Origin of the sequence: Idiomarina sp. A28L (assembly GCF_000218785.1) — a bacterium.
Taxonomy (GTDB): domain Bacteria; phylum Pseudomonadota; class Gammaproteobacteria; order Enterobacterales; family Alteromonadaceae; genus Aliidiomarina.
Genome location: NZ_AFPO01000007.1, coordinates 1 through 18,167 on the forward strand (window position 1 = coordinate 1; position 18,167 = coordinate 18,167).

The window sequence follows — 18,167 nt, forward strand, 5'->3', positions numbered from 1 at the left end:
GGTAACATACTACTACCCCTAAGGACATAAAGGAGCCCAAAAGATGTCTAAGGGATCTAGATACACCACATAGACAACGAGGTATGCGCTTGTCCATGAGATTAGGGCAAGTCCAGTGTTCAAATCTTTGTTTTATGGGAGTCATGCACTTTTTGCCACGGGCAAATTTAAATCTGCACTTGAAGAGCATGAATTTACCGGTATAACGTTTGATGAGGATTTAGCTCGCGTATTCTAAATTCAAAGTGTATTGCCATGAGAACCTGTCGTTTGGCGGATTTACTGCTATTCTGCTGGTATCTATTAAATACGTTACTGGCGGCATGGTGGAGCGACTTTATGGTTACAACAGAACTTGTTAAAGACAGCGATGGCAATCATATCCTAATTATTCCTGAGGAGTTTGAGGCTGAGTTCAGTGGAGTAGATAAGGTTGATATATGTCGCGAGGGACAATGTCTTATTATCACGCCGATCCGCAAAAGCTGGTCATCTCTTGCTGATGCTGAACGAGCTGATGAGGATTTTCTAACTTCACGACCGGACGTCATCACCCCGAATAAAGATTCAGAATAACGGGCTATAACGGAATTGGTTTATGTGCGGCAGACTGAATGTTATCGACGACTCAGACGTAATAGAGCTATGTGAGGGTCTGCAAATAAGCTTGTTTGCTAATCAGCCCATATTCAGTCGGTTTATCCGAGCCACTCAGCCTGTCAGTATCGTTCGTGAGAAACAAGGCGTGCGCCGGATGGATACCGCAAGCTGGTGGTTACTACTCGATAAATCGGATACTGGCTTTAAACCCTCAAAGTACACCTCGTTCAACACCCGTTACGACAAACTTAATGTAAAAAACTCAGCGGGTTATCAGCCCTTTCGGCATAGCCGCTGCGTAATACCGGTTAAAGGATTTGGCGAAACAGAATATGTTAACGGCAAACCTATTCATTACCACGATATGGTAGCCAAACAGGGTGGTTTATTCATGGGAGGTTTATGTCGTGAGTGGTTTAATTCAGAAACGGGTGAGAGCGCTTTATCCTGCTCAGTGATTACCTTACCACCTCATCCCAAACTGAAAGACATTCACTCTAAATCGATGCCATTGATATTGCCGCCACAACCTGAACTTCTAAATAGCTGGCTGGATGAGAGTATTACCAATCCTGTGATGTTTGATGAACTGTTAGAGCCCAGATTACCCGTGAATTTAATTGCTTGGCAAATTGATAAACCCAGTACACATAAATTAATAGCCCCAAAATTTGAAATTTCGGCTGATATCTAACGACTGGTATTTAGGCACAATGATGGACATGAGGCGGTGATGCCAATTTTAGCTCGACGTTGACTTAAGCCTCGCCTAACCTGCCAGCTAAGTACCAACAGAGACACGTACCCAAGTTTAATGGAAATCTCATCGATGTCATGGCTCCATTCTTGGGGGGAGATGTCACAATGGTTCAAGTCTTACTGCAAATTAAAAGTTAAAGGCACAAAAAAGCCACCCGAAGGTGGCTTTTTGTTTAGCGGCCTTGGCTAGAGGCTAGCTAACAGGTAGTAATTCTTAATCAAATACTTGACTACTATGGCAAACCTGTAAAAAGAGTGCAACTTTAAAAATAACGCAATAGCAGAGTGCATGGACGGCCTGACCTTATCTATCTGCAGGACGGCTGTTAATTTGCAGGCGAAACTGATCCACGATTTGCATCTAAAATTGCTCCATCCGATTGCAAGTTTTCTCGTTGCTAAAGCCAGAGATCCTTTTATGTCTGAGTATTCCAGCCCTCACCATTATGAAATGCAAAATAAGTGTCTTAATCCCCTTTATAGGCGGGGCTTTGTTCTGACTCTTCCACAAAAATTATACTCTATATTTCAGGGGTTTACCGTATCGGATTTTTATATAAATTAAACACCAAAAACTGCTCAAAATTTAACCTATGCGTTAAGGGGCGTTTGTATAAACATATCAGAAGAACCAACATAACTACAGACCACTTTTAGTTTTTTATATATGTTTTTAAGTAGCAATATCTCTGTAGTAAAGAAAAGGAAAGTCGGAGTTGACCTTTCCCCTGAAATAACACTGCAATTTCGGTAACTAGAGCGAAAATGAAACCGCTGTATAGAGAGACAAAGCGATCGCAAAAGTTGGAATCACCTGTCTATAAATTGTTTGCTGCACCGACTTGTATTTTTTTCTGTCTGACTCCAGCTCTTCTACTTGAGAGATAAGGAGTTCCTGTTGAAACATGAGGCTTTCTATCGTTTCCCTGTTTTTCTGAGCATAGATCTCCAATTCAGAAGTGGATAGAACCAAACTATCAATACGCTGGGTTTGAATTCGGTCAATCTCGTCTTGATTGGCATTTTGCGCTTTAAGCTCCTCGATTAACCGTTGCTGCTCCCTATCTCGCTCGATGGTTTCAAAAGCTCGAGATTCCAGCTCGTACAGTTTCCTATCTTGCTCAGCATCGTGTATCACTTTCAAATCCACAAAACCATCTAGTTCATGGAGCTTCTTTTGATGATGTTCAACCATTTCCTGTTGCTTGATTTGAGTCGCCACTTGCTCCTTGAGCCCTTCGATAATCGCTATTGCCGCGGCTCTCTGATTTTCGTCAAGCGTCAGGGTATCGCCTTCAACTGCTGCGATCTTATTCACTAATGCTTCGTGGAACTGCTTTAAAAATCGGTTCTTGGTATTCTGGACGATCATCATCAACTGAAGAATCTTCTGGGTCGTCTCAACACTAGCCCCTAGATCGCCAATCATGCTTGAAATATTTTTAGAGCTTTCACCTGATATCGACTTTTTAAATCTTAATAAGAAGCCGTGTTCTGCGAACTCTTTCGCCTGCTTTCTCGTTGTTTTAGTCTTTGTCAATGAATCACTCAGACTCTTGAAGTGCACTTCAAAATCTTCAAAAAATTCTGCGAAGTCAGAACTCATCGATAACCCTTGGGATTTTTCTGCCTCATGAGTTGCCAGAATTTCTGTCTCCATTCCTTTTGTCGTCTCTGCTGTTGTCATATATTCCCTGCCTTAATTTTCTTTACGCTATGTTTTTGGGGGTACTGGAGCCATTCAAAAGCGCATTCACATCAATAGGTGCTATCGACTTATGATCACGCAAAGACTGAGTCTTATCTTTTAAGTCAATGCAAAAATCCGTAGCAGAATCTACATACTCTTTTACCCCCAGCAATAGCTCCATTTCCCTCTTCGCAACATCTAATAGTTGCTCAACAGCTCGTCTTTCTGCCTCTTGAGCTTCTTTCCAACCAAGCTTTATTCCCGCTACAAAATCAATCACTTTGGGAAGATGAGTGGTTAAGAAGTAGCTGGTTAAGCCAAAACCTATGGCGGCAAACGTAGCAGATAAGAACGGTGCGACAGGGCCAAGCGCTGTCAGCTGACTTTCCATCGCCGCATCTAACGCATCCCAAACGATAAGAGCACCACTGATGGCAATTGTTTCAGTTATTTTTCGTACTAACTCCTCTCGGGACATTTTGCTCGAGCCTCTAAATAGGTTCCAGCTCGCTGAAGCCAAATCAAATATATTACGCGCAAGCATGTAAACCTGCTGGAACGCTTTGTTTAGCGCATTAACGACGAATTCAAAAACGCCTTTAAGCGCTTTAAACGGCGCACTGAACATTTGTTTCAGTATCTTTACAATCCGGACCCAAATGCGCCTCGCGCGTTCCTTTATCGTCCTTTTTATACCTGCAATCACCTCGACCAACTCATCTTTTAAGGCCTTTATTAACTCGCTAGCCAATTGCTCAAACAGAACTGCAGCACCTTGCTTTAAGGCTTCCTTACCCGCACCAACTGCAAGTGCTCCCGCGTCTTTCATGTGATCTTTAGCCTTCTTCGCCTCAATGTTAGAGCGCTTTGTTTGTTTCCCTTCCAATTCACTTCTCTTGTTCAGCGACGGGTTCCCTTCTTTAATGAGGTGCGCTTCAATCGCTGCAGCACTTGCTTCTGAGTCTGTCTGTAGAAAGCGAACTGTACATCCTTCCTCTAACACCTGATTCAATTTGTATTGTTTTTCGGGGGTTCCTGTTGCGTTTTCGCGAAGGTGACCATTCTGCCAACGAGTTCGTAGCGTAGTGCTATCGCCCACGTAAACAGGGTTATCGTTATTATCATAAACAACATAAACTCCTGGAGCTTCGGGGACTTTCTCAAGACCCTCTGGTTTACCACCATGAATTCTAAACTCACCATCAAATTGAGCAGTTGAAAGCGATGAAATGCCATGGGTCATGGTTTTCATCGCGATTTCTTTCCATAGAACACCGCGATTGGCTACGTCCATGTATGTTTGTGCAGATGGGGTCGCGGGCTTATCCGCTGCACTCGATTTATTTCTTTTCTGTGCAATCAGCTTTCGCGTAACATTTTCTATCGCCTTATCCATAATTTGGTTGGCAAGAGGATTCAAGGCTAGATTTGATTCCGCGCTTAGTTCGGAAGATGTAGTACTTTTTTGCATAGACAGCTCCAGTGGTTTACATCTACTGCAATAGTTAGCGTTGGAAACTCTGGAGGACCATTGACGACATCCATTTCCTTAATTTAGCTTCTATTGCCATGAAGTAGTTCAATAATATGCGTATTGTGGCATTAGCATCAAGCATCGGTTTGAAAAATACCGCATCCAGAATTCATGATTAATTTATAGCGTCGACAGAAATATGGAAGAAAGTTAACCGTAATCGTTAATGTGTTGCCTTACCCCAAATGCGAAGAAATTTTTCAGTAATGGCAGATTTGCGACTTTTCCCGAATGGCTTTCCAAGCGAATTCTTCAATTTGATCCGCACTAGTACTTGCGGATACTGAGCTAAGTAAGAAAAATTAAATAACTAGATGAATCATGAAGGCCAACAAGAATGCTCGCATTCCGAGGGCCTTATTAACTAAAGAGCAAACGTTCCAAGTGGGATAAATACCGTCTAAGGTGTGTGGTTGTTTTTATGAAATTACAAATCAGTTGATGATGTAAAGTGGAAAGGATCTAATGCTGGAAAACCTGGAGGGCGAGATGAGCTAAAGAACTCTAATGATCAACTAGGAGCAGTGGTACGAATAACTCATTATGGCTAAGTCAAATTGAGTGACAAGCCGGATATACTTTAGAAATAAATCTATCTTCCTGCTCAACTGTTGCAATATAACGGAAGCCCATACATTCACCCTGAAATCTGATAACCTGTAAATCGCTTCGCGGAAATTGATGAGAAATTCGCATAAAATTTAATGACCATTGGCGAGACGGTCAAGAAAACCCGAAACGACCTCTATGATATGAATCAAAAAGATTACGCCAAATTTATCAACGTCTCCGACAAAACCTTACGCGATGTTGAAAAGGGGAACACCGATGCGCGGCTATCAATTGTTAACAAATTACTTGCGCCGGGAAGTTTTCAAGTGAGCGCTCGAGTGGTGAAAAGGGTGATTTAATGTCGAAATATTTCGACATAGAAAGTCAGGTTTTTTGTTCACCAAAAATATTTTTGTCGTGGCTAAAGGTCAAAAACTCAACTTTTTGAAACCGCTTTATGTGACACGATTTTGCATAGAACGATCTAAAGTGGGGTGAGATACCGGTAAAAAGCTCTTCGGAACCCCACTTAACCTACTGTTTTTACTGAAGATACCGATTTACCCCTACTATCCTTTCCGCACTCCGGAGGCGGAGGTCAGAGGTTCGAATCCTCTCGGGCGCGCCATTAAAGCCTTTCAGCGCACTTCCCACTTCAAGTTCCATTACTTTTCTTTTCATGAGTTGAAGTCGTCTAGAATATTCAGGCCTTACCAGATTGGTATTTCACAAACGCGTCTCTAAAAATAATGTTGCGCTATTGATTCGCCAGCAAGGCCAATATCGACATGCCTAAAGTAACAGCTATGGCAGCTAAGCTTATCCAGAGCCACGTCAACGCTTTTAACAAACTAGGGTTAGGCGGCGTTGGCAGTATACCTGCAATCGCACGCTCTTCTAACTCGGCTTCGCGCTGCTTTTGTTTGCGCTCACTCGGTTGTAACCAAAACCACTGCATAGCGAATACCAAAAGAATGATAGGCGAGAGGATTTGTGCGAGTAGTGAGGAGATTTCTACCCAGAATATATCTAGGTAGCAGAGCGCTAACCAACCATTGACTGCAAACATGGCGAACACAAGCGCACTTAACAACAGTAAGATTTTGGCGTAGCGGTGCGCCGAGAGTGGCGGCAATGGCTTGTTCACTCGTGTGATTATTTTCTGTTCATGCTGCTCACGGTATACACTTAGGTGATACACCAGCTGAAACAAACGCGCATAATCATAAGAATGGCGCGTATCCACTTTGGCCTTAAAGGCGGGGCGCTGCTGATGAAAATGAAGCTCAACTTCAAGCAGCTTTCCCACGTATACGCTGTTCACATAGCATTCTGTGAAGGCTTGAGAAATCGTCTTAACCTCTCTAAAGGGGATGCATTCACCTACCAGCACCATACAGTGTTCAGAGACATCCACGCTTAGTGGCGTGTTATAAAGCGTATTTTGGCTAACCAGCGACATGGATATGACCCAATTAAAATTATGTGATACATCACCACTGTCATGGCCGTTAAGAAAGCCAATCAGTTTCTGATGAACGCGCCTTGATGAGTGCGATTTACCACCTTGCTAAGCAGTACCAGCTTTAATACTTCAGTAAGTATTAAAGACGAGCATCCAGTATAGCTTGAACAATCATGTTAACCAACAACTCCGCAACAGTGCCAACATCTTTATGCAGCGAGTGATCATCCTCCACCAGCAGAGGTGTGACTAGCTAAAGGCTCTGGGTAATCAGTGACCTATCCCCCAAGACTAGTACTATGACATTGATGAGATGACGCTAGGAGTCTTGGGGCTACCCCATAGAGGACTATCAGTCTAGGATCCGCTCTAATGTGCCACATCGCTCACGAATACGATCCACAATTTGTTGGTGCAAGACATTTGGCATTGGTGTTTGAAAACCACTGTCTAGGATTTTTATAACCTTGCTGGTCAGTTGCTTCATTTGCTTTTCTACTAGTGTTTGAGGCAGTCCTATATTTAAACCCAGCTGCACAAAATCATGCTTGGTATAGTAACCAAATGCGTTGTACGCATCACTGAAATGGCCATCATCTCCTTCTTCTATTGCAAGAACACCAATCGACATGAAACAAGCACCATCGAATTTAGGATATGGAGCGAGGCTGAGTACGTCATAGACTGGCGTTAAAGTATCCATGGTTGTGCTTTGTCCGCTAGGCTTTCGCATCAAGGAAAAGTTTTTTAGATGCAAGTCGTTATTACCAACAACGTAAGAAAAGACAACTTGTAAGAATAATTTTAGCGTGACCGCTTTGCTATTCCCAGCTGCGTTGCTTAACCGTTTTAACACAGTTTCGTAACTCAATGCGTCGCTGTCTTTATGCTTCGGATGTACCAAACATAAGGATGCACCATCCTCTACTAAGTAGCGCTCATCCTCATTAAGGATATCGAAACGCTTTGTCACGTAGGCAAGCTCTCCGTCTTCAAAGGGTACTAGGCCACATTCAGCGGCGTTTAAACCAACCTTGTTGGCCAAGTTCATGACGAAAAACTCATTTTCCGGACAATGTGGTACACCCTCTGGTGCAGGCTTAACGATGTATTGTCCTCCACGAGCCGTCGGAACCAGTTGATTACCCTCCAGCTTCATCATAAGCTTTCGCTGCACGCCAGATATGGATTGTCCATTCCCATAGTCTACCGCATAGTCATTAAATGAGCGTGAAGTGCCAACAATGGTAACGCCTTTGTCCTTCAGGGTACTTGGCTTGGGTATGGGAAGTTGAATTAACCGATCTGTGAGCAACGAATCAACCTCACTAGCTACCACAGAAACCGCACCGATAAGCTCCTCTCCGTTGGCGCATAACAGACCAAATTCATCACTTTTATCAAGTCTTGCCTTTTGCGCCTGATGCGCTCTTAACCAACCTTCCGAGAGCAAATTAGAAAAGAACGGGGGTAAGGCATCAAACTCAAACTGCGCTTCTTTGAGAGGAAAATGATGCCCGATGGGAACGCCATGCTTTAGATATTCTTCGGCATAAGTAAAAGTATACGACTCGCGCCCAGATAAATCTTGGGAATCACGAAGCTCGACAAGAGTCCCAGCTTTCTTGGAGTTCACAAAAACGGTAGCGGTGCGATTAACTTGCATCATCACGTCCTATGTATAATCTGTAGTTTCCAAACACAGAAATAATCGACTCAATGGTTGCGCACTTAGTAGAGCCTGGGGAATTGAATGCAACGTATAGGGTCGCTTTGCTGATCATCGCAAGTTCGCAGAACGTGTCGATGGTGATATCGTTTTCTTTCACATAACGGGTCACGTGTACCTTTAATTCCGAGAGCGGAAACATATCTTTAGCTTCACGTTCTTGAGTTTCGATGCGCTCAAGCTCTTTTAAGAGGGCATGAACGCGCTGCTTTATTTCTGTGATATCGCTTTTCATACATTCCACCAGAAAATAGTTTCACTTACCGAACTAATCTTTTAAAAAAACAACATTACGCCTGCTATAGCATACTTTAACCAATCAATGTACGCTAAAATGAACTAAAATGCAAATTATGTCCATAATGGTTTTTTATAGTGTACTTAAATTTGCTTCGATAATTCATCGTTATATTCGTAATAGCTCCAACCAACGCTTATTTTTATAGTCAGAGCTCCTTTTTATATCCAAATTTTTCGACATAAAAAGTCAGGCTTTTCTCAGCAATTAGAAGTTACTATCGTGGCTAATCGTCAAATTTAAGCCTTTTCGGATCACCCTTCTATTTCCAAAATTTCCACTAATTGATCTAACAAGTCTCAATTTCGCACGAAAACAGCACCTAATAACGATGTAACGCATTAATTTATAACAACAAGGTAATTTATAGCATTTTGCGAGATTGCCGTCCGGAGGCAAAGGCCAGAGGTTCGACAAAATGGCAGAAAGCCATTTTAGACGCATGAGCGCAGCGAATGCGCCCTCAGGGTAAGCGCCCTGGATGGCGCGAATCAATCCTCTCGAGCCCGCCATCAAATGCTTTCAGAGCATTTCCCTTAAAATTCCGTTAGTTTTCTTTCCGTGAGTTGAAGTCGTTCTGGATATTTAAGACTTACCAGTTCTAAAGTATAAATAAGTGTTGCATTAAATCTTTTATGTTTTACCTTTATACGAAGACTTATTTATTGGATGTGAATTTTGAAAACACCGTTGACAGTGCTATACGCAGAAGACGATCCAGACATTCAGATGATTGCGTCTATGGCGTTAGAGGATATTGGCGGGTTCGAGCTCCATTTCTGCAATGATGGCCGCGAGGTAGTTGCCAAGCTAGAAAACCTTCAGCCTGACTTGATTTTACTCGACGTCATGATGCCAAATATGGACGGCCCAACAGCTTTTAAGGAGCTGAAGAAACGCCACTGCGATAACCTAGCCCCAGTTGTGTTTATTACTGCAAAAGCATCATCACACGAGATCGCTCGCCTCATGGCAATGGGAGCTATTGGTGTCATTACCAAGCCTTTTGATCCTATGACCCTTGCAGATAACGTAATGACTTACTGGAAAAGGTCTAAAAATGAATAAACCGAACCAGGAAACTTTGGATGAGTTAAAAGCTATCTATGTTCAAAAAATCAAGGCTGAATTTCCCAAACAATTAAAGAACTTCAGCGATAAAAATGCCAAAGAACATCAGCTGTCTCAACTAAGAGGCTACTTGCACAAGCTTGTTGGCTCGGGTGAAAGTTTCGGTTATACAGACATAACACATACTGCCAGAGCTGCCGAGTCTATCGCTACATCATTAATGAGTGAGTCGACAAAAGATAAGCCTTCGAGGCTAACTTACTTAGTTAAATTGCTCGAAAAACTTGCTGGTATTGTTGATAAAATAGAAATAGAAAGCCCTGTAACCCTGCACTCTGGGGCAAACTTTACGGACCGTCAATCGAACGCAAAACTACTGACGGTAGGCCAAGCGCATATCGCGAAAACTGAACGAAAGCATACGATATGCGTTTGGGTAATTGACGACGATGAGTCAGTAGCCGCCCAGTTGAGTGAACAATTGTTAAGTTTTGGTTTTGATGTGGCGTATTTTTTAAGTTGCGCCGCATTTAAGCAGGCGCTGTTATCTTCTCAGCCCCACTTTGTGATTGCCGATGTCAGACTCGAAGACAATTCTGATTTCTATCGATGCGCTGACTTGCATCGTATTGACCTTAAGTCGTTCGGACTGATTATAATGTCAGCGTTTGATGATTTTCATGCGCGTATCAAAGCGGTACGCAGTGGAGCAATAACATACCTTCAAAAGCCAATAAACGTAGCTCGAGTTGCAAGTTTTATCCATGAGCATAAAAATAAAATTCAATTGCACCCAGAACGAATTTTAATCATAGATGATGACACCGATTTAAGCGCACTCTACAAATCTCAGCTTGAAGCTGCTGGCATGGCAGTACACAACCTTTCTGATCCAAGGAAAGTTATGGCTGCAATACAAGAATACCAACCAGACTTGGTGCTTATTGACCTATACATGCCAGACTTTAGTGGCATGGAGCTCGCTGCGGTAATACGGCAGTTTGATAACTTCACATCATTACCTATCGTATACATTTCTTCTGAAACCGATAACCAGCGTCAAAGCAAAGCCATTGCTACAGGTGGTGCTGACGAATTCATCACTAAACCAGTGTCAGCTGACATACTAATTACTGCTCTAAGAACGCGAGTGAAACGAGCTCGTCAACTTAACGCATTGATAAGTAAAGACAGCTTAACGGGATTACTTAAACATAGTGCAATTAAAGAGGCAGTAAAAAGTGAAATTGCACGAACCTCTCGAGATCGACAAAGTCTTTGTATTAGTATGCTTGATATTGACCGCTTTAAGCGTGTTAACGACACCTACGGGCATGCCGTTGGTGACACCGTTATTGAATCCCTCGCCAATTTACTGACGCAACGCGTTCGTCAGACAGACCACGTAGGTCGTTATGGCGGTGAAGAGTTTATGTTGGTCATGCCTGGTTGTGATGCTGAATCAGCGCAAGTTATTTTGGACGATATTCGTGAGCGTTTTTCAAATATTGAATTTACGGTTGGTAATAAAGGATTTCATTGCACCGTATCTGCAGGATTTGTCCAACTAGAAGCTTCCGTTTTTTTGCCGACTGCAGATTCACTAGTGGAACACGCAGACAGTGCTCTGTATGAAGCAAAGAACACAGGGCGAAATCGCGTTGTGCAATCTATAACAGCTAGAATTTAAGAAAACCCTTAAACCTTTGTAAGCACTGATTTTCCGAGCCTTTTAAATCGATGGCCTTGGGAGACGATGTTCTTGCATACAGGAAAAGTATTCAGCTTCAATGGAATATTATCTGAAGTATAAAACTATTTATCTCGTAGGATAAATCTGATAATTTTAACCTTAAATAGTAGTTATACTACAGCTCAGTAAACTAGCGGAGAGAGGGCTTTAACAGCATGAATACGTTTGAATCTCTAGTTAAGAGCTATCAGCAACGACTATTGGCTTATAGCGATGAGCTTGAACAACTTGCAGAAGGCACTTCGCTTTGGTCATGTTCAAATATTTTAGAGATTAAACACATTGCCCATCGTCTCTCTGGTTCGGGTAGAGCTTATAATTTTCCTGAAATATCTCGCATTGCAAAACAGCTCGAAATCTATTGCGAACTGCTTGAGCAAAGCCCTGATCCAAAAAATATACAGCAGCTTCAACATATTCCTTTTGCTGATATCATCAAGCAACTTGCAAATGAGCTAGAGAACGCAGGTCAAGCAGTGACAGACAAAGGCGCAAACCGACATGCTTCGCAAGTTGCGCCAAAACAGCAAAAACCACTAGACAACAACAGCATAAAGCTGCTGTTAATAGATGATGATAATGAGTTCTCGGCCCTATTAAGCAAGGCCTTAAAACAATATGGTTACCAAACTCATTTCCTGACAGATATTTCACAGCTTACCGATGCAATAGAGCACCTTCGTCCCGATGCCATTTTAGTAGACATGGATTTCTATGGAGAGCGATTCGCGGGGGCCCGCCACGTAAACCTGTGGCGAGAACGTTCAGGTTATCCATTACCCACTATATTTATTTCCTCACATAACAATTTTGATGTTCGTTTAGCTGCTGTTAAGGCTGGGGGCCACCACTTTCTCAAAAAGCCTATTGATATGACTCGGCTCTCAGCCCTATTGCGAAAAGAGTTAGGCATTACGGAGCTAGAATCACCTTTCCGCATTTTGCTAGTAGACGACGATGAACATTTGTTGCAGTTATACCAAACTGTGCTAAGCCAAGACGATTACACCATTTTCACTGCAACGAGTGCAGAGCAAGCACTATGTTTACTAAAGAACGAAAATCCCGAGTTGATTTTAATTGATATTTTTATGCCAGAGTGCAGTGGTCTTGAGCTAGGCCGCCTGATTCGCCAGCACGAAGAGTACTTCGACACAGCAATTTTGTTCATGTCGAGTTCGTCAGACACAGATGTTCAGTTAGCTAGCGCTCGCCTTTCTCAAGACGAATTCATTAGCAAACCCATTGAGCCGTGGCGTTTACGCATGGCGATTAGAGCCCGTGCAGAACATATTCGTCGACATAAAGATATCCAGCTAACCTTTGACGGAATAGAAATAGCTACCTTTGATCGACTGACCGCTTTACCCTTGCTAAAAAGTCTAGAGCAACGACTTGACTCTTTACTACAAAAAGAACAACGCGAAGGGGCCTTGCTCAAGCTTGATATTCGTAACTTTCATACTATTAACAATTTACATGGTCCTTATAGAGGCGACGGACTACTTCAGGCAATTGCATGGCGTTTAAGCGAAGCAATTGCAGACAGGGGGGCTATTTACAGAGCGACGGCTGATGAGTTTTATGTGCTGATCGATCAATGCAACTCATCAGCAGAAATCAAGGAGTGTATAGAGACTATCCACGCATGTTTTATAGAAAAATACAACTTTGATGGCGAACAGAGCATATCAATTACTGCAGACTTCGGTGTTATTTTATTCTCGCCTCAAGTCACTAAAGTTACAGATATGTTAGCTCATGCTGAAACCGCCCTATTTCAGGCAAAATCGCAAACAGCCGCTTCGACCGTTTACTTTGATGCAAGCATGCGAACATGGGAAGAGAAGCGTTTTAATCTTGCTCAAGAACTTGAGCTAGCCTTCCTTAATCAGGAGTTCAACGCTTTTTACCAGCCAATTTTTTCTGTTCACGAGCAGAAGGTCGTAGGTTTTGAAGCACTTGTTCGATGGCAGCACCCAACCCGCGGGCTAGTCGGCCCCGGTGAGTTTATTCCTGCTCTTGAAAATAGCGGCCATATCACGAAACTCACCGTATTCATGCTAGAGCGGGCTTTAATGCAACTTGCTCAGTGGCAAAAACAACAACCCGATTTATTTATGTCGATTAATTTGTCCGCTTTAGATATCGAATCACCTCGCTTTCTAGATGTGCTGTCAAAGGCCCTAAAACGTCATGATGTGAATCCGCAAACTGTTGTGCTTGAAATTACGGAAACAACTTTACTCGCTAATTGGCAGCAAGCCAGCAAGGTAATTCAGTCAATCAAGAGCATGGCGGTAAAGTTGGCGCTCGATGACTTTGGAACCGGTTTTAGCTCACTGAATTATTTGGGCCGTATCGACGCGGAAAAACTAAAAATAGATCGAAGTTTTATTGATGGCTGGTCGAGAAGCGGTGATGCCCGTCTGTTGAGCGCTATGATTCAACTTGGAAAGAGCATGGGCATGACGGTAGTTGCTGAGGGAGTTGAGCAACAGAAGGAGCTGCTTTTTCTGCAGGAACTACAATGTGATTACTATCAGGGTTTTTTGTCTGCCAAACCGATGCTGCCAGCTGCAATCGAAACTCAGTTTTTATAAAAAAGCGCATTGAACTACTTATTTTCGTAGGCGCTCTTTCACTGCTCTTAAAAGCTGACCTGGCTCAAGATTCGATTTACGAATAGCTAAATCAATATGCTGCAACTCTTCTCTGCTTATGTCTCTTCCTGATAACACCAAAATATATGCTTGAGGTTGGTACTGCTTAATATCTGCCATCAACTCCCATCCTGAGCCGTCAGGTAGGCCGATATCTAAAATGACCGCATCAAAAGTGCCTACCATCACTTTTGTACGAGCTTCTTGAACTGACTGGGCTGAGTAAAGCTGAAATCCATCACCTGCCATCGCCGAAATGACTTGGTGCAAGTCATAATCGTCTTCTACATGCAGCACCTGAATAGGTCTGTTTAAATTCCCTAAACGCTGAGCTATTGTGCGCAGTAAACCCTCTTTCTGGATAGGCTTTGCCAACCAGTCGATGTGTGATGCATCTGTAGTGGCCAACTAAATTTGGCCACTGTTGAGGCCTGGGTATACTAGATACTCTAATCTATAGTCCTAACGAAACAGAATACGCACCCCGAACCAGTAGTTTGATTCGGTTTTATACGGAAAAGATGTCCAAATAAAGTAGATTATTACCGCTTTATGGTCTATCTTACAGCAATAACAGTATCAAACTACCGAGCGCCACTATGGAAACCGTAACGCTACAACTCTTCAATCGAGGCAAATGGTGGGATGCCGCAGAGCTTAGCTTTGATGGCGATAAAATGAATAGCCACGTTACTTTATCCTACCTACCCGATTACATTAGGCATGTGCTGAGCTACGCAAGAAAGGATTGTTGGGCGTGCAGTGTAAATGCGCCCGTTACTATCGTTCCTATTGATTATCCAAGTTGGCCTGCGCTGCTAGACGACTTACTACCCGCAGGTGAATCGCGCACATGGTGGCTCAATTACCTGAACGTCAGCAGAAGTAGCGAATTTGAGCAAAATTATGCACTTCTTACGAAAGCATGCATGGCGCCTATTGGGAACTTACGAATTAAGGAAGCCGCTGAGCAAATCCGCTACGATACCGCCCGCCGTTTTTCCATCGATTCTGTGGTTGAGTTGCAACACGATTTCTTAGAGTATGCGAACGAGCACGGTGCTGCAGTAGGTGGTGCAACCGGCGCTGGCGGTGTTGCTCCGAAGTTGCTTCTGATGGTTGACGATAACCAAGTGTTCATTGACGGCGATTTTGCTGGGAATCCCCTCTCTGCTTTGCCATATCTTACGAAATTCGCGAGAAATACACGTTCACCGCGCGACAATAATGTTCTGCGAGCTGAAGGCGTGTTTTATCAGGCTCTAGCAGAAATACTCGCAGATACCGATGTTGAAACTATTGATGTAACGCGCATGATGATGCGTGAACACCAAGGTCAGGTTAGCCTATGGTTACCTCGTTTCGACACTGCTGTAGAAAATTCCGTAGCCACCCGCATTGGTTTAGAGAGTGTTTATTCAATTATTAATGCAGCGCCCGGTAGCTACCACGATCACTTCATTGTAATGAAAGCCGTTTGGCAGAAGATAAAAGACACCACGAAGATGTCCAGCTTCGAATTCGCAACACAATACCTAGCACGCGATTTACTAAACCTAATTTTTGGTAACTCCGATAACCATGGTCGAAATATGTCGTTCTTAAAGTTCGAAGATGATATTCGATTCGCTCCTATTTATGATTTTGCACCAATGAAAGCAGATCCAGAAATGGTCACTCGTTTATTCAAGTGGGGCGAAAACTGTGAGCGTAGCGGAACGGTAAGATTCGACCAAGTCGTCGAAAAACTTGAGGGCTTTGGTGAGCCTCAAGCGCTATTGGCTTACTTACAAAACCTAGCAGCGCCGCTCATAGAGATACCTAGCTTACTGAAAAAATTCAATTGCCCAGATGAGATACTTAACTTCCCTGCCATTGGGTTTGACCATGTACAACAAAAACTCATGAACTACGGAGTTTACAATGCATAATCTATCAGCTGATGAACGCAAAGCGCTCATAGCGCAAATCGATGAAGCCTTAGCTTCCAACACCATGTCGATTGGTGAGGCAATAAAGAAAATCAGAACCGAGCTCTATGGGATGAATCAAAACGATTACGCCAAATTTATCAATGTCTCCGACAAAACCTTACGCGATGTTGAAAAGGGGAATACCGATGCGCGGCTATCCATTATTAACAAATTACTTGCGCCGGGAAGTTTTCAAGTGAGCGCTCGAGTGGTGAAAAGGGTGATTTAATGTCGAAATATTTCGACATAGAAAGTCAGGTTTTTTGTTCACCAAAAATATTTTTGTCGTGGCTAAAGGTCAAAAACTCGACTTTTTGAAACCGCTTTATGTGACACGATTTTGCATAGAACGATCTAAAACGGTGTAAAATGCCGGTAAAAACCCCTTCAAAAACCCACTTAACCTACTGTTTTTACTGAACATGCCGATTTACCCCCACTATCCTTTCTGCACTCCGGAGGCAGAGGTCAGAGGTTCGACAAAATGGCAGGAAGCCATTTTGGACGCGCGAGCATAGCGAGTGCGCCCCGAAGGGGTGAGCGCCATGGATGGCGCGAATCAATCCTCTCGGGCGCGCCATTAAAGCCTTTCATAGCAACACCCTATCAGTTTCATTACTTCTTCCTGATATTAATTAAGGTCATTATTACATGACTAAAGACCTCTGCCCGAAATCGCAAAAACCCCATCAAAACTAGCCTGTGACACAGGCGTGACAAATCTGTGACAGGAATTTTTGTTGCGATTTTCAAGGCTCTAATTTTTGACCTTTATCCACAAATTCCGTCTGCAGTAATTGACGTTGACTAATATTTACCATAAAAGGTGCCGGTAAATCTCAGGCCTTACCACATCGCGCGCTCGCCAAAAAATTAGGCCGTAGTAACGACAATGAAGTTCATGATTTATTGGCAAATCTCTAAGATAGATTTACCTTAAAAAGGTAGCTAAAGTATAGGGTAAATAGCAAAGTGGCCAAGATTCCCATGCAAAATTGTAAAAACTGCAACACACCGGTAGCCGATACGGCTCGCTATTGCGATCAATGTGGGCAAGCAACTGAACTCAAGAGCTTTGGTATTTGGAATGCTACTCATAGCTTCTTTGATCAGTATATTGCGCTTGAAGGCACTGCGTGGCGAACGCTACGAAAGCTTGTTACGGAGCCTGGAGAACTTTCCATAACCTATATGGAGGGGCAAAGAGCTTCTTTTGTAGGCCCTATTCGGTTGTTCTTTTCAACTAGCTTTGTTTTTATCTTGCTCATGTCTTTGATGCTAGAAAATAGCTTAGCTCTGAAAACTTACTACAGTGATTTACTCTTTTCAGGCCAAGAAACGGTGGTTTTTGAGTTACTACAATCAGCCTTTGTTATTCTTGTTACTTTAACACTAAGCTATGCAGCTCTTGTTTGGCTCGTAAAGGCGATACATCACATCAATTTTGGCAATGCTTTACTGATAAGCCTACACTTTCACAGCTTTAGCATGCTTCTTATTCTTCTTGCTAGCTTATTATTCTGGTTTACGTCAGGCGCAGGGCAAGCCGCTGCGGAATGGTTCGTAGTTGCGGTGTTAACTGTGTACATGGCCATAATGCTTTGGCGCGTGATTCAATATTCAAGCAAGCAGCATTCAGTTGTAAAAATAGTTTTAGTTTTGGGCATCATGGCGCTTTATTTGTTTTTCTATGTTGGCTTTATGCGTGGCTTCGTTGAAGGATTCTTCTCTAGAGGAATTTAGTTTAAATTCCTCTAGAGCTCGATTTCATCATTTATCAATACCGCCCATAATCCGCCACTCTATGGGGTTAGGAAACTTAGCGTCATTCAAGTTTTCTTGACTTAACTTCGCCTGATAAACGAGAACTTCCCTTCCCATACCTATTGTTATGTTGAGCGAATTATAAAACCCTTTAAATTTCCTTAAATCAACGTTGGCCGCCTCCGCTCTGCTCATACTCAAAGCATAGCCAGCAGTGCGAAAGGCATTCGTCATTGGGTTAACGGGCTCAGGCTCATTCACCGCGAATACACCGAATTTCATAGAACACGAAATGATAGCTAGCAAGGTTAATTTT

16 protein-coding genes are annotated in these 18,167 nt (G+C 42.9%); 9 read left to right on the forward strand and 7 right to left on the reverse strand.

The genetic code is table 11. From position 1 onward, the window contains the following. Positions 1–339 precede the first annotated feature (339 nt). Positions 340–576: a hypothetical protein gene (locus A28LD_RS01815; protein ID WP_007419349.1), complete on the forward strand. Its 237-nt coding sequence runs from the start codon at positions 340–342 to the stop codon at positions 574–576. A 22-nt stretch (positions 577–598) separates the two neighbouring features. Then, a complete protein-coding gene (locus A28LD_RS01820; protein ID WP_007419350.1) occupies positions 599–1,294 on the forward strand; it encodes an SOS response-associated peptidase family protein in 696 nt (231 codons plus the stop codon). Between the two features lie 819 nt (positions 1,295–2,113). On the opposite strand, the gene A28LD_RS01830 is transcribed toward A28LD_RS01820, so the two are convergent. Then, positions 2,114–3,046 carry a hypothetical protein gene (locus tag A28LD_RS01830; RefSeq protein WP_007419351.1) on the reverse strand — a complete coding sequence of 311 codons (933 nt, stop codon included), beginning with the start codon at positions 3,044–3,046 and terminating at the stop codon, positions 2,114–2,116. 22 nt (positions 3,047–3,068) lie between these two features. Further along, entirely contained in the window at positions 3,069–4,520 is a 1,452-nt protein-coding gene (locus A28LD_RS01835) for a GIY-YIG nuclease family protein (protein ID WP_007419352.1), read from the reverse strand. A gap of 767 nt (positions 4,521–5,287) precedes the next feature. On the opposite strand from A28LD_RS01835, the gene A28LD_RS01840 reads away from it, so the two are divergent. Next, positions 5,288–5,494: a helix-turn-helix domain-containing protein gene (locus A28LD_RS01840; RefSeq protein WP_007419353.1), complete on the forward strand. Its 207-nt coding sequence runs from the start codon at positions 5,288–5,290 to the stop codon at positions 5,492–5,494. Positions 5,495–5,892: 398 nt separating this feature from the next. On the opposite strand, the gene A28LD_RS01845 is transcribed toward A28LD_RS01840, so the two are convergent. From A28LD_RS01845 to A28LD_RS01855, 3 genes are all read right to left on the reverse strand, one after another. Next, positions 5,893–6,459, reverse strand: coding sequence for a hypothetical protein (locus tag A28LD_RS01845; protein ID WP_040486870.1), 567 nt, complete (start codon positions 6,457–6,459; stop codon positions 5,893–5,895). Between the two features lie 493 nt (positions 6,460–6,952). Next, a complete protein-coding gene (locus A28LD_RS11810) occupies positions 6,953–8,269 on the reverse strand; it encodes a type II toxin-antitoxin system HipA family toxin (RefSeq protein ID WP_050795123.1) in 1,317 nt (438 codons plus the stop codon). Then, a complete protein-coding gene (locus A28LD_RS01855) occupies positions 8,256–8,564 on the reverse strand; it encodes a hypothetical protein (protein WP_007419356.1) in 309 nt (102 codons plus the stop codon). Before A28LD_RS01855 ends, A28LD_RS11810 begins: the two co-directional genes overlap by 14 nt. A gap of 741 nt (positions 8,565–9,305) precedes the next feature. Between A28LD_RS01855 and A28LD_RS01860 the strand changes: the two genes are divergently transcribed. From A28LD_RS01860 to A28LD_RS01870, 3 genes are all read left to right on the forward strand, one after another. Beyond that, on the forward strand, positions 9,306–9,695 hold the full coding sequence (locus A28LD_RS01860; RefSeq protein ID WP_007419357.1) for a response regulator: 390 nt from the start codon (positions 9,306–9,308) through the stop codon (positions 9,693–9,695). Then, entirely contained in the window at positions 9,688–11,388 is a 1,701-nt protein-coding gene (locus A28LD_RS01865) for a GGDEF domain-containing response regulator (protein WP_007419358.1), read from the forward strand. Before A28LD_RS01860 ends, A28LD_RS01865 begins: the two co-directional genes overlap by 8 nt. A gap of 218 nt (positions 11,389–11,606) precedes the next feature. Then, positions 11,607–14,054, forward strand: a complete 2,448-nt coding sequence (locus A28LD_RS01870; RefSeq protein WP_007419359.1) for an EAL domain-containing protein — start codon at positions 11,607–11,609, stop codon at positions 14,052–14,054. An 18-nt stretch (positions 14,055–14,072) separates the two neighbouring features. Here the strand turns inward: A28LD_RS01870 and A28LD_RS01875 are convergent, their stop codons facing one another. Then, on the reverse strand, positions 14,073–14,522 hold the full coding sequence (locus tag A28LD_RS01875) for a response regulator (protein WP_007419360.1): 450 nt from the start codon (positions 14,520–14,522) through the stop codon (positions 14,073–14,075). Positions 14,523–14,713: 191 nt separating this feature from the next. Between A28LD_RS01875 and A28LD_RS01880 the strand changes: the two genes are divergently transcribed. The 3 genes from A28LD_RS01880 (at position 14,714) to A28LD_RS01890 (ending at position 17,830) form a co-directional block, all read left to right on the forward strand. Then, positions 14,714–16,045: a HipA domain-containing protein gene (locus A28LD_RS01880; RefSeq protein WP_007419361.1), complete on the forward strand. Its 1,332-nt coding sequence runs from the start codon at positions 14,714–14,716 to the stop codon at positions 16,043–16,045. Next, positions 16,038–16,316: a helix-turn-helix transcriptional regulator gene (locus A28LD_RS01885; RefSeq protein ID WP_007419362.1), complete on the forward strand. Its 279-nt coding sequence runs from the start codon at positions 16,038–16,040 to the stop codon at positions 16,314–16,316. The genes A28LD_RS01880 and A28LD_RS01885 overlap by 8 nt, the downstream gene beginning before the upstream one ends. 758 nt (positions 16,317–17,074) lie before the next feature. Then, positions 17,075–17,830 carry a DUF3667 domain-containing protein gene (locus tag A28LD_RS01890; RefSeq protein ID WP_040486872.1) on the forward strand — a complete coding sequence of 252 codons (756 nt, stop codon included), beginning with the start codon at positions 17,075–17,077 and terminating at the stop codon, positions 17,828–17,830. 27 nt (positions 17,831–17,857) lie between these two features. Here the strand turns inward: A28LD_RS01890 and A28LD_RS01895 are convergent, their stop codons facing one another. After that, complete coding sequence (locus A28LD_RS01895; RefSeq protein ID WP_139043488.1) at positions 17,858–18,112, reverse strand: hypothetical protein; 255 nt, start codon at positions 18,110–18,112, stop codon at positions 17,858–17,860. Between the last annotated feature and the right edge of the window lie 55 nt (positions 18,113–18,167).